9 protein-coding genes are annotated in these 13,043 nt (G+C 73.7%); 4 read left to right on the top strand and 5 right to left on the bottom strand.

Annotated elements, in window-relative coordinates:
- Positions 1 to 10: 10 nt before the first annotated feature.
- The 4 genes from sucC to OG488_RS23060 all read right to left on the bottom strand — a co-directional run bounded on the left by sucC (position 11) and on the right by OG488_RS23060 (position 6,164).
- Positions 11 to 1,192 (bottom strand): ADP-forming succinate--CoA ligase subunit beta, encoded by a 1,182-nt coding sequence (gene sucC / locus OG488_RS23075; RefSeq protein WP_329231995.1) that lies wholly within the window; start codon positions 1,190 to 1,192, stop codon positions 11 to 13.
- 288 nt (positions 1,193 to 1,480) lie between these two features.
- A complete protein-coding gene (locus tag OG488_RS23070; RefSeq protein ID WP_329231993.1) occupies positions 1,481 to 2,701 on the bottom strand; it encodes a VWA domain-containing protein in 1,221 nt (406 codons plus the stop codon).
- Entirely contained in the window at positions 2,698 to 5,055 is a 2,358-nt protein-coding gene (locus OG488_RS23065) for a DUF5682 family protein (RefSeq protein ID WP_329231991.1), read from the bottom strand. The genes OG488_RS23070 and OG488_RS23065 overlap by 4 nt, the downstream gene beginning before the upstream one ends.
- Complete coding sequence (locus tag OG488_RS23060) at positions 5,052 to 6,164, bottom strand: ATP-binding protein (protein WP_329231989.1); 1,113 nt, start codon at positions 6,162 to 6,164, stop codon at positions 5,052 to 5,054. The genes OG488_RS23065 and OG488_RS23060 overlap by 4 nt, the downstream gene beginning before the upstream one ends.
- 118 nt (positions 6,165 to 6,282) lie before the next feature.
- Here OG488_RS23060 and OG488_RS23055 point away from each other — a divergent pair, with 118 nt between their 5' ends.
- The gene (locus tag OG488_RS23055; protein ID WP_443074239.1) at positions 6,283 to 7,425 is read left to right on the top strand and encodes a hypothetical protein; all 1,143 of its coding nucleotides are present in this window, start codon (positions 6,283 to 6,285) and stop codon (positions 7,423 to 7,425) included.
- Positions 7,426 to 7,583: 158 nt separating this feature from the next.
- Positions 7,584 to 9,239, top strand: coding sequence for a DUF5691 domain-containing protein (locus OG488_RS23050; RefSeq protein ID WP_329231985.1), 1,656 nt, complete (start codon positions 7,584 to 7,586; stop codon positions 9,237 to 9,239).
- Positions 9,240 to 9,353: 114 nt separating this feature from the next.
- Here the strand turns inward: OG488_RS23050 and OG488_RS23045 are convergent, their stop codons facing one another.
- A complete protein-coding gene (locus OG488_RS23045) occupies positions 9,354 to 9,767 on the bottom strand; it encodes a cobalamin B12-binding domain-containing protein (RefSeq protein WP_329231982.1) in 414 nt (137 codons plus the stop codon).
- A 343-nt stretch (positions 9,768 to 10,110) separates the two neighbouring features.
- On the opposite strand from OG488_RS23045, the gene OG488_RS23040 reads away from it, so the two are divergent.
- Both OG488_RS23040 and OG488_RS23035 read left to right on the top strand, forming a co-directional pair.
- Positions 10,111 to 11,061: an esterase/lipase family protein gene (locus OG488_RS23040; protein WP_329231980.1), complete on the top strand. Its 951-nt coding sequence runs from the start codon at positions 10,111 to 10,113 to the stop codon at positions 11,059 to 11,061.
- 238 nt (positions 11,062 to 11,299) lie between these two features.
- A complete protein-coding gene (locus tag OG488_RS23035; RefSeq protein WP_329231978.1) occupies positions 11,300 to 12,955 on the top strand; it encodes a M23 family metallopeptidase in 1,656 nt (551 codons plus the stop codon).
- Positions 12,956 to 13,043 lie beyond the last annotated feature (88 nt).

Genomic DNA, 13,043 nt, shown 5'->3' with positions numbered 1-13,043 from the left:
CCCTCGTCCCTTACTTCGCAGCCGCGGCGAGCTCGGCGGCCTTGTCGGCCGCGCCGTCCATGGTGTCCACACGCTGCACGAGCGGGTGGTTGGCGTCGGAGAGGATCTTGCGACCCAGCTCCGCGTTGTTGCCGTCGAGGCGCACGACCAGCGGCTTGGTGACGTCCTCACCCTTGGACTTGAGCAGCTCCAGGGCCTGGACGATGCCGTTGGCGACCTCGTCGCAGGCGGTGATGCCACCGAAGACGTTGACGAAGACGGACTTGACGTCCGGGTCGCCGAGGATGATCTCCAGGCCGTTCGCCATGACCTCTGCGGAGGCGCCGCCACCGATGTCGAGGAAGTTGGCGGGCTTCACGTTGCCGTGGTTCTCACCGGCGTACGCGACGACGTCCAGGGTCGACATGACCAGACCGGCACCGTTTCCGATGATGCCGACCTCGCCCTCGAGCTTGACGTAGTTGAGGTTCTTGGCCTTGGCGGCGGCCTCGAGGGGGTTGGCCGCGGCCTTGTCCTCGAGCGCCTCGTGGTCGGCCTGGCGGAAGTCGGCGTTCTCGTCGAGAGACACCTTTCCGTCCAGCGCCAGGATGCGGCCGTCCTTGGTCTTCACCAGCGGGTTGACCTCGACGAGGAGCGCGTCCTCGGCGACGAAGGTGTCCCACAGGGTCACCAGCGCCTCGGCGACACCCTCGGCCACCTCGGCCGGGAACTTCGCCAGGGCCACGATCTCGCGGGCCTTCTCGATGTCGACGCCGTCCACGGCGTTGACCGGGACCTTCGCGAGGGCCTCGGGGGTCTTCTCCGCGACCTCCTCGATGTCCATGCCGCCCTGCACCGACGCCATGGCGAGGAAGGTGCGGTTGGTGCGGTCCAGGAGGTACGAGACGTAGTACTCCGCCTCGATCTCCGGGGACAGCTCGGCGATCATCACCTTGTGGACCGTGTGGCCCTTGATGTCCATGCCGAGGATGTCGGTCGCGCGAGCGACCGCCTCGTCCGGGTCTGCCGCCAGCTTCACGCCGCCGGCCTTGCCTCGGCCACCGACCTTCACCTGCGCCTTGACGACGGACTTGCCGCCCAGCCGCTCGGTCGCCTCGCGGGCTGCCTCAGGCGTGTCGATGACTTCACCGGCCAGCACCGGTACACCGTGCTTGGCGAAGAGGTCCCTCGCCTGGTACTCGAACAGGTCCACGCGCGTCCGTCCCTTTTAGTGGTCTCGCGGTTGGTTTTCTGCGTGGGCGTGCCGCGAGGGCAACGTGACGGCGCGGTCACAGGGGATGCGCACACGGTGACCGGGTACGCGGCATGTCCATCCGGCAGGTTATCCCCCGTGCCGCACCGGACCCTAAATTGCAGATCACACATGAGCGGTGATACCGGTCACAGACCGCGCTGGTGGCCGGGGTGCGGAGGACAAAACGGCACGTCCGCGGTGTGATCCGGACGGCCCCGGCCCGGCGGCGGGAGCCGGGCGGCGGTGTCACCGGCCGGTGTCCGGCACCGGCAGGGGCCGCCTCTCGATCGCCGCCGCCATGACCTCGGGAAAGAGGTCCGGAGTGCAGGCGAAGGCCGGTGCGCCGAGCGCCGCCAGCGCGGCCGCGTGCGCCCGGTCGTAGGAGGGTGCGCCCTCGTCGGAGAGCGCGAGCAGGGTCACGAGACCCACGCCGGACGCGGTCATCGCGGCGGCCCGTCGGACCATCTCGTCGCGGATCCCTCCCTCGTGGAGATCGCTGATGAGGACGACGACGGTGTCCGCCGGACGGGTGATCCTCGACTGGCAGTAGGCGAGGGCGCGGTTGATGTCCGTCCCGCCGCCGAGCCGGGTGCCGAACAGGACGTCGACCGGGTCGTCGAGCTGGTCGGTGAGATCGACGACGGCCGTGTCGAACACGACGAGCCGGGTCGAGACGGTCCGCATCGAGGCGAGCACCGCGCCGAAGACCGCGGCGTGGACGACGGACGCGGCCATGGACGCCGACTGGTCGACACAGAGGATGACCTCCTTCTTCACCGACCGGTCCGCCCGCCCGTATCCGACGAGGCGCTCGGGCACCACCGTGCCGGACCCCTCGCGGCCGGGCACGGGCACGTAGTTCCCGAGGTTGGCCCGGATCGTACGGTCCCAGTCGATGTCCCGGTGGCGCGGCCGACGGGCCCGGGCGGAGCGGTCCAGCGCGCCGGTGAGCGTCGCCCTCGTGCGCGTGGCCAGCCGTCGCTCCAGGTCCTCGACGACCTTGCGTACGACGGCCCGGGCCGTCTCCTTCGTCGTCTCCGGCATGGCTCGGCCGAGCGAGAGCAGGGTGCCGACCAGGTGCACGTCGGGCTCGACGGCCTCCAGCATCTCCGGCTCCAGCAGCAGGGCGGCGAGCCCGAGGCGGTCGATCGCGTCGCGCTGCATGACCTGGACGACGGAGCTCGGGAAGTACGTACGGATGTCGCCCAGCCAGCGGGCCATGGCCGGGGCGGAGGCCCCGAGCCCGGCGGAACGCTCGCCCCCGCCCCGGCCGCCCGGCTTCCTCCCGCCGTACAGCGCGGTCAGCGCTCCGTCCATCGCCGCGTCACGTCCGGTGAGCTCACGGCCCGTGCTCTCGGCGCCGTCCGCTCCGAGCACCATGCGCCAGCGCCGCAGCCGCTCGTCGTCGGCGGGTGTCCCGTCCATCGCGCTCTCCTCTTCCCTGGTGTCCGCGCGGTCCGTGCTCATCCGGTCACCGCCACTCCCGCCGGGCCGACCGCTCCGACCGCTCCGTCCGGGCCGTCCGCGCCGAGCAGCAACCGGAGCACCGGGACCACCGCGTCCGCGCGCTCCTCGTCGAGTGCTTCGCCGAAGCCGGGCGCAGCGGGTACGCCCTCCCCGCGCTCGCCGCGCGCGGTGCCGGCGCCCGGGCCGCGGCGGACGAGTTCGCCCAGCGTGCGACGCACACCGGGCTCGTAGGCCGAGAACGTGCGGCGCACCAGGGGCAGTACGTCGGTGAACGCGTCGGCCGGTACACCCGTGAGCCAGGTGTCGACGAGCCCGAGGAGCCGTTCGTCGTGGACGAGCAGCAGGCCGCCGCCCGCCGCTCCGCCCACGAAGCCCTCGATCCAGGCCGCCGCGCCGGCGGGCGCCGTCCCGGGCGAGAGGGCCAGTCCCATGACACGTGCGGCGTCGCTCCCGGAGAGCCGCCCGTCGTCCAGGAGCAGCCGCGTGGCGCGGCCCCTGATCACGCCGGCGACCGCGTCGCCGCCGGACAGCGTGCGCAGGACGGCGGCCCACCGTTCGGGCAGTCCGTCCGCCCGCACGGCGCCCGCGAGCAGCGCGATCGCGGTGTGCACGCCGTCCATCCGGCGGTGCGCCTCGGCGGCGGCGTCCGCGTCGAGGCCGGTGCAGGCGGACGGCAGGCCCACGCAGACGCGCTCGGCGAGGCCGACGGCCACCTCGCCCAGGGCGGTGGTGTCGGTGGCCCGCACGTCCCCGTACCGCAGGGAGCGGGCCAGGGCGGGCAGTGCGTCGGCGAGGTGGCCGACGTCCGCGTCGAGGGCGGCCCGGTCGGCGAGGGCCCTCATCACGACGGGCAGCGCCTCGGGCAGGCCGGCCAGGAGGCACTGCTCGGCGAGCGCCGTGACCCGGGCGAGCGACGAGGCCGACACGGCGTCCGACTCGGCCCTGGCGGTCGCGGCGCCCAGCACGGTGGTGCCCCACACCCCGGCTTCGGCGGTCCGGACGAACAGCTCGGGCTCCCAGCGCAGCCGCCAGCTCTCCCGGAACGTCCCCGTGCTTCCCCGGCCCGCGGCCGGTTCGCCCCAGTCCACTCCGAGGAGCCGCAACCGGTGCAGCAGTCTGCTGCGGGCCGCGTCGGTCTCCTTGCGCAGGTCGAGCTCCAGCTCGCGCTTCTCCGCCTCCGGTCTCAGCCTCAGGGCCCGCTGCTGCCTGTCCAGGTCGCGCTGGAGGGGCACGGCGGGGGCGGTCTCCGGGACCTCGCCGAGGATCTCGCCGACGACGAGCCGGTCCCGCACGAGGGCGAGCGGCACGTCGGAGCCCCCGCACATGACAGCCCTGACCGCGTCGGTGGCCTCGTCCAGACCGACGGCCGGGCGGCCCCGCAGGGCCGCCAGGGTCTCGGCGAGCCGGACGGCCTCGATGACATCCGCCGAGGACACGGCCCTGTCCGAAGCGCGCAGCAGCCCGGCGGCCTTCGTCATCCAGCGCTCGACGGGCCGGTCGGGTGCGCCGAACAGGTGCCCGTACCAGCCGGGCGACTCGATCCCCGCGCCGTATCCGCTGTACCGGGCGAGCCGGCGATGGGTCCAGGGCACCCAGGTCAGCTCCGCCCTGACCTTGGGCATCCCCTTGAGGAGGGCCCGGTCCGCGGCGACCGTCGTCCTCGCGGTGAGCGCGGGCACGTGCCACGCGCCGCAGACCACGGCGAAGCCGTCGCCGAACTCCTTGCGGGCGGCGCGCAGCTGGAGGCGCATGGCGGCCTCCCGGACGGCGTCCTGCGGATGCCCCCCGTCCCCGTGCGCCTCACGCAGCGCCGTCATCGCCTCGGCGAGCGCGGCGAACGGGGCACACGGGTCGGCCGGAGCGCCGTCCGCCGCACGGTGCTCGACGACGTCCTCCCACCAGCGCTCGGGGTCGTCGTGACCGGCGGCCCCGGCGAGGATGCCGATCGGGTCGATGCCAGGGTCCTTCCCCTCCTTCTCGACACCTGCCTGCTGCCGGTCCGTCAGCGCCAGTGAGTGCGCGGCCGGCAGGTCCACGAAGCGCACGGGGACCTCGTGCGACAGGGCCCAGCGGATCGCCACCCACTCGGGCGAGAACTCGGCCATCGGCCAGAACGCGGCGCGCCCCGGATCGTCCACGGCGTGGGCGAGCAGCGCGACCGGCGGACGCATCCTGCCGTGCGCGGCGAGCGGCAGCAGGGCGTCGCCCTCGGGCGGCCCCTCGACGAGCACCGCGCTCGGCCGGGCGGATTCCAGGGCCGCCAGGACCGCGCGGGCGGAGCCGGGGCCGTGGTGACGGACCCCCAGGAGCAGCGGACCGTTCGCAGGGGCGCGCCCCACGGTACGAGGGGTCATGCGGCGGCCTCACGGCAGGCGCGGTAGAAGTCCTTCCAGCCGTCCCGCTCGCGGACGACGGTCTCCACGTACTCCTGCCAGACCACCCGGTCGGCGGCAGGGTCGCGGACCACGGCCGCCAGAACGCCCGCCGCGACGTCCCCGGGGCGCAGGACCCCGTCGCCGAAGTGGGCGGCGAGCGCGAGACCTCCGGTGACGACGGAGATGGCCTCGGCTGTGGACAGCGTCCCGGAAGGCGACTTGAGGGTGGTGCGGCCGTCCGTGGTGATGCCGTCCCGCAGTTCACGGAAGACCGTGACGACGCGCCGGATCTCGGCCATGCCGTCGGGCGCGGGGGGCAGGTCGAGCGCCCGTCCGATCTGGGCCACGCGCCGGGACACGATGTCCACCTCGGCCTCGGGGGTCGCGGGCAGGGGCAGCACGACGGTGTTGAAGCGGCGGCGCAGGGCGCTGGAGAGCTCGTTGACCCCGCGGTCCCGGTCGTTGGCCGTGGCGACGAGGTTGAAGCCCCGGACCGCCTGGACCTCCTGTCCCAGCTCCGGGACGGGCAGCGTCTTCTCCGAAAGGATCGTGATGAGTGCGTCCTGCACGTCTGCGGGGATGCGGGTGAGCTCCTCGATGCGGGCGGTCATGCCGTCGGCCATGGCCCGCATGACCGGGCTCGGCACCAGGGCCGCGCGGCTGGGCCCGTCGGCCAGCAGCCGCGCGTAGTTCCATCCGTAGCGGACCGCTTCCTCGGGGGTGCCCGCCGTGCCCTGGACGAGCAGGGTCGAGTCCCCGCTGACGGCTGCGGCGAGATGTTCGGAGACCCATGTCTTGGCGGTCCCCGGGACGCCGAGGAGCAGTAGGGCCCGGTCCGTGGCGAGTGTGGTCACGGCGACCTCGACGAGGCGGCGCGGCCCCACGTACTTCGGTGTGATCAGCGTGCCGTCGGGGAGCGTCCCGCCCAGCAGGTAGGTGGAGACGGCCCAGGGCGAGAGCTTCCAACGGGCGGGCCTGGGACGGTCGTCGGCGGCGGCGAGCGCCTTGAGCTCACCCGCGAAGGCGTGCTCGGCATGCGGCCTCAGGACGTCGCCGCCGGCTGCGTCGGTCTGTACGGACACGGTCATGGATCCCCCTCCGGATCGGTCGATCCGATGCGGTTTCCACCGTGCACCACGGCACTGACAATCGGCTCCGGCCAGCGGCCGGGGCCCATTGTCAGTGGCTCCCTCTACCGTCGGTTCCATGGTGCTATCTCACGGGGGAGAGACCGGGCGTCCCACGGGCCCGGTGGAGCGTCGGACGGCGGGCCGGGTGCCGGCGCCCGGCTTCGACGAGGTGTCGGGCACGGCGGATCAGGAGCCGGAAAGCGCTCCTGACGAGGCGTCGCGCGCGGTGGACAGGCCGTCCGGGGACTCCGCGAGCCGGGCCGCGGCGGCCCGTCGCGCCGGCCGCAGGGCCGAGCGCGTCACGGGCGGTGCGCAGGAGCTGGAGCAGCGTCTCGCCGATCTGCTCCGCGGCGGGCTCGCCGCGACGGACCGGCCGGAGTACGGGCTGTGGGAGGAGACCGCGGCACGCATGGTCGACGCCCAGGCGCCCGGACTCGCGCACCGGCTGCGTGAGTTGGGGTCCGTGTCCGCGTCGGGGCCCGGCTGGCCGGTGCGGCTGCTCGAGGAGTGCGCGCTCCTGCATCTGCTGGACTCGGCCTGGCTGAGGCTCGACCGGCTGCCCGGTCCGCTGGCGGCGACGGTCCGTACGAGAGTGGGGCTGACGGCCTCCGCCGAGGGGCCTGCCGTGCGCGACCGCTGGACGGTCCTCGCGCAGTACGACACACCGGACGGCAGGATCACCACCCGCCGTATCTGGCTGTACGGCGAGGAGTCGGGGCGGACGGCGCTCCTGCTGTCCTACGGCGCGCCAGGGCGCGCCCCGGCCCGGACGCTGCCGGTGGGCACCGTGATCGACGCCGAGGTGACGCCGTACCCCGGCGGCGGAGGACTGCGGGCGGAGCTGGGAAGGCAGTTCGGTGATCCCGTCGTCACGGCGGCTCCGCAGCACGGCGGCACGACGGCCGATGCCCTCGGCGCGTACGGGCGTGCCCTGCGGGACGACCCCTGGCTGGACGCCTGGCCGGCCATCCTGCGCGACGTCATACCCGCGCCGTCCGGGGACGGCTGGCAGCTGATCGGCGCGGCGGACGGATCCGCCCTGCCGATCGCACCCCCGGCGCTGTCCCGGCCGGGCCTGTGGAAGCTCGTCGCCCTCTCCGGCGGCAGCCCCCTGACGGTGTTCGGCGAGTGCGGACACCGCGGTTTCGACCCGCTCGCGGCCTGGTGCCCGGAGGCATCGGACGACATCGGCGCGGGCACGGCCGTGGCGCTCGTCTGACGCGGGCCACTGCTCGACCCGACCGCCCCGACCTCGTCCATCCACCGAATTCCTCACCTCACCACGTGCCCCGGCCGACCACTTCCTCCCGACCCACCGCATTCCTCGACCGACCGCATTCCTCGACCCGCGCTTGCCGGACCACCGGAAGGGACCCGATGCCCACCACCGCCACGACCACCGGCGTGCCCGTGGACACCCCCTGGGAGGACCTCGTCACCTCGGCCCTGCTCGGCACCGACCGGCGCCCTCTCCGGGCGGAGGACGGGGCCGCGCTCGGGCCGGCGGCGCTGCTCGACGCGGCGGCGGTGCACACCGTGTGGCGCCGGGCGGCTCTGCGTCCTGCCACCGGGGCCGCCCCACCGGAGCCCGCACCCGCCGACCTCCGTCCGCCGCTGCCCCGTGCCGCCCGCCGCCGGCTCGCCCAGCTGCTCGCCGACCGCTCGGTCCCGCCCGGCGGGGGACGCCGGGGCACGGCCCCCGATCTCACCGAGCTCATCCCCCAGTGGCTGGCCTCCGCCGGTGCGCGGGGCTACCGGGCGCCGGCGGAGCTGCTGCCCGCCCTGCTGGACGCGGCGCGGGCGCGCACGGACCTGCGCCCGCACGTCCTCGCCTTCGCCGGGCCGCGCGGGCTCTGGCTGGCCGGGCTGAATCCGGAGTGGAGGTTCGCGCTGCGTGCCGATGCACGCGGTGCCAGGCGACCCGACACGGCCGACCCGGAAGCGGTGCGCAGGCTCTGGGAGGAGGGCCTCTTCGCCGAACGGGTGGCCCTGCTCGGGGCGCTGCGGGAGCGGGATGCCTCCGCGGCCCGGTCCCTGCTCGCCGCCACGTGGTCCGCGGAGAGGGCGGAGGACCGGCTGATGTTCCTCGATTCCCTGCGCTCAGGCCTCTCCGGGGCCGACGAGGCGTTCCTGGAGGACGCCCTGACGGACCGCAGCCGCAACGTGCGCGCGACGGCGGCCGAACTGCTCTCCGCGCTGCCCGGTTCGGCGCTCGCCCTCCGGATGGCCGACCGCGCCATGTCCTGCGTGAATCCCGACCGTACGGGAGGTGCCGTCTCCGTCGCCGTGGAGGCGCCGCACGAGTGCGACGCGGCGATGCAGCGGGACGGCGTGGTCCCCGTACCGCCCTCGGGGCGCGGCGAACGGTCGTGGTGGCTGGGCCAGTTGGTGGAGGCCACCCCGCTGGACGTCTGGCGGGACAGGTTCGACGGCCGGACGGCCCGCGAGCTCGTCACACTGCCGGTCGCCGACGGCTGGGCAGGTGAGCTGCACGCCGCCTGGTGCCGCGCCGCGGTGCGGCAACGGGACCCCGCGTGGGCGCGGGCGCTGCTCGGCACCCCCGCGACACCGCCGGCGGACGGCCCGGGGACGGCCTCGCTGGCGGAGCGCTCCCAGCTCCTCGCCACCCTGCCCTCGGCCGAACGGGCGCTCTGGGTCGCCGGTTTCATAGCCGCGCACGGCCTGTCCGAGGCCTTCCAGCTGTTGGGCGTCTGCTCCGTGCCCTGGGACGGGCCGCTCGGCCGGGCCGTGGTCGACGCACTGGACATCGCCCGGGACGCGGGGAGTTACCCCTGGAGCTTCAGCGGGGTGATGGGCCTGGCCGAGCGCTGCCTGAACCCTGCCGAGGCGGACCGGCTCGCGGTGCTGACCACCACTCCCGACGAACCGGAAGGTGCTTCGCCGGGGGCCGGGGGCTACTGGTCGGAGGCCTTCCAGCGCCTCGTCTCCACCCTGCGGCTGCGCGCCGCCATGGACGCGGAGCTGGCAGACGACGGCGGGGCTGAACGGCACGCGCGGAACGGCACAGGCTGAACGGCACGCGCGGAACGGCACGACCGAGGACCTCCCACACGCGCCGCTCCCAGCGGTCAGCCCGTACGCAGATCCGGGATCAGCACCCGGGGATCAGCTCCCGCTGCGGCGGGCTCAGGCCCCCGCGGGCTGGCGGACGTGCGCGTTGACCCAGTCCACGATCGAGGCAGTCGTCGCGCCCGGGGTGAAGATCTCCGCGACGCCCTGCTCCTTGAGCGGAGCGATGTCCGCCTCGGGGATGATGCCGCCGCCGAACACCTTGATGTCCTCCGCCTCGCGCTCCTTGAGCAGCTCGATGACCTTGGCGAAGAGCGTGTTGTGGGCGCCGGAGAGGATGGAGAGACCGATGGCGTCGGCGTCCTCCTGGATCGCCGTGTCCACGATCTGCTCGGGGGTCTGGTGGAGCCCCGTGTAGATGACCTCCATACCCGCGTCCCGCAGCGCCCGCGCGATCACCTTCGCCCCGCGGTCATGGCCGTCGAGGCCCGGCTTGGCGACCACCACACGGATCGGACCGGTCACACCCATCACTGCCTCCACATGCGTCTCCCGTGCCCGGAGGGCCGGTGATGTGAACGAACGTTATCCACAGCATCCCGCACATGGTCGTTTCGCGGTGGACCGGGAGGGGGAAATCACACATGGGACATGTTCGCCGGCGTCGTTCCCGGCACCGTGCGGCCCACCGGCCGCGCGGGGAGCGTCGCCAGGGAGCCGCAACGAGGTCGTCGTACCACCGTGCCGTCAGCCGCACGGCACGGTGGTACGGCCCTGGCAGCGTCAGGGCCGCCGGTCACCTCCGCGACGACTCCCGTGAGGGCGTACGGGGCAGGGAGCCGCCTCCCCCGCGTGCCAGTGCAGGAGGTCGGCCATGAAGGTCCTGTCCTTCCTACCCCTACTGCTGCGCAGGCCGTGCCTGCGCCCCGCCTGGTTGTCGTCGACGCTGATCAGGGCCACCGCGCTGGAGCTGGTGATCCTCGCCGGACACGTGCTCATCTACCCGTCCGGCCTGACCCCGGAGCGCCGGGCCCCCGCGGCCCCGCCCCCATCCGGCACAGGCACCGGCACCGGCCGTGACGGAGACGGACACCCGGCACCGGACACCGACGCAGACCCGGACACCGACGGAATCACCCGTTCGGCCGAAGCCACCGTGCTGCCCACCGCGGCCGGCGACCGGCCGCCCGTCGTCCTGCTGCACGGGTTCATCGACAACCGCTCCGTCTTCGTCCTGCTCCGCCGCTCCCTGGCCCGCCACGGCTGGCACCATCTCGAGTCGCTCAACTACTCACCCCTGACCTGCGACATCCGCACCGCGGCCGAACTGCTGGATCGCCATGTGGAGGAGATCTGCGCCCGCACGGGGCACCGCGAGATCGACATCGTCGGGCACAGTCTCGGCGGCCTCATCGCGCGGTACTACGTGCAGCGGCTCGGCGGGGACCGCCGGGTGCGCACGCTCGTCACTCTCGGTACGCCGCACGGCGGCACGGCCGCCGCCCCGCTGGCGGGCGCCCACCCCATCGTCCGCCAGATGCGCGCCGGCTCCGATCTGATCGAGGAGCTGCGCCGCCCCGCTCCGGGCTGCCGGACGCGGTTCGTCAGCTTCTGGAGCGAGCTGGACCGGGTGATGCTCCCCGTCGAGACGGCCTGCGTCGACCACCCGGACCTCGACGCGGTGAATGTGCGTGTCACCGGTATCGGCCACCTGGCCCTTCCGGTGCACCCCGCGGTCGCGTCCGCGATCCGTCAGGCGCTCGAGTCCGACGGTGCGGCCGTCGGCACCCCGGGAACCGCCCCGGGAGCCGCCTCGGTCGCCTGATCTCCGGCGGCTGAACGACCGCACAGCGCACGCCGAATAGAACGAATTTCGAACATAGGGCCAAGCATGTACGCCCGGTCCCCCGAAAGGCGGCCGATTGCCCGTTTCCTACAGGGCTGGAGGCCTCCGAAGATTGTCGTGCCCTCCTACCGCCGGGTACAGTCGCGGCCACCACGCACCCGGGATCCCCCCACCGGACCCCGGAACAGGTCCTGCTGCCGAGGCGAGAGAGAAGTTGGTGAACGACCAGCACCCCCACGCCGGGTATGCCGGATACGACGGCCAGTCCACCGGCAGCTTCGACACCGATCCTCTCTTCGGGAGCCTGCCGGGTCAGCACGACACCAGCCACGAGGTCACGTACGGCGACGGCTACGCCCCGGCGTACGACGGCGGTTACGGCGGCTACGACGCGAACCAGTGGGACACCGGGGCGCATCAGCAGGCCCCGTACGACGCCTACGGCGCCCAGGGCCACCCGCAGGCGCCCCAGCCCCAGAGCTACGACACGACCGCCACCTGGATGCCCGAGGCCGGAATCCCGGCCCAGGCCGGACTCCCCGACGCGACGGGCCAGTGGGACACCACGGCCTGGAACCCGACCGGCCAGGACACGCAGTGGACGGCGGGCGACACCGGAGCCTTCCCCACCACCACGTTCGACACCACGGCCTACGCGACCGGCACCTACACCGCCCCCGTCTTCGAGACGGCGGGGTACGAGAGCTACGCGGCCGCCGACACAGGCGCCTACGACGCCACCGCCTGGAACACCGGCGCCACGCCCGAGAGCCCCGCGTACCCGTCCGAACAGACGTCGTACCCCTCGTACGAACACGAGTCGGCCTCCTACGAGCCGTACGAGACAGCCGAGTTCGCCGCGCACGACGGCATCGGCTCCCACGATCTCCACGGCTCTCCCGACTCCTCCGGCCCCCTGGACCACGCCGAGGACGCCGGAACCGAAGCCGGCACCGCGCAGACGGACGCGTACACCGACACGTACACCGATGCGTACGGCGAGGGCTCCCACGCATCACACCCCGGGGCCGACGGACCCGAGTCCCTGCCGGACGTCGTCGACGTGACAGCGGAGACCGCGTCCGTGGCGGCCGCCGCGCACCCCGTGAGCCGCTCCACCGCTCCGCGCGGTGGGAGCAGGGGCCGGCGACGCACCCCCGCGAAGCGTTCCGCCCTCCTCACCGTCGCCGTCCCCTCCGCCTGCGTCATGAGCGTCGCGGGCATCGCCGCCGCTTCGGTGAGCGGCGTCGGCGCCGAGGAGACGAAGGACGAGACCACCTCCATGGCGGCCGCCGACACGGTCAAGCCCGCGGTGGCCAACAACAAGCTGGACACCCAGCTCGCCGCCCTCAGCGCCGACGCCGAGAACTTCGCCGACCGGGCCAGCCGCACCCAGGAGCGCATCGACCTGAAGGAGCGTCAGGCCGCCGAGAAGAAGAAGCGCGAGGAGGAGGCGGCGCGCCGCGAGGCCGCGCGCCCCAAGTTCGTCCTGCCGGTGAAGCAGCACGGCCTCAGCGCCACCTACGGCCAGGCCGGCGTGAACTGGATGTCGGTGCACACGGGCATCGACTTCCCCGTCTCCTACGGCACCCCCGTGATGGCGGCGACCGACGGCACCGTGCGCACCCAGTGGAACAGTGCCTACGGCAACATGGCCATCGTCACCGCGGCCGACGGCACGGAGACGTGGTACTGCCACCTCAGCACCACCAAGATCCGTTCGGGCTCGGTCAAGGCCGGTGACGTCATCGCCTACTCGGGGAACTCCGGCAACTCCACCGGTCCGCACCTCCACTTCGAGGTACGGCCGGGCGGCGGCTCGGCGATCGACCCGATGCCGTGGCTCCGCAGCCACGGGATCAACCCGTACTGATCCCTCCGCCCCGCGGCCCGGGAAAGCCCCGGCCCCGGACGTCCCGCGCAGGGACGTCCGGGGCCTGGGCTCTTCCGTCGCGGCGGCC

Source organism: Streptomyces sp. NBC_01460, assembly GCF_036227405.1.
Taxonomy (GTDB): Bacteria; Actinomycetota; Actinomycetes; order Streptomycetales; family Streptomycetaceae; genus Streptomyces.
This window is presented reverse-complemented; position numbering and strand designations above follow the sequence as displayed.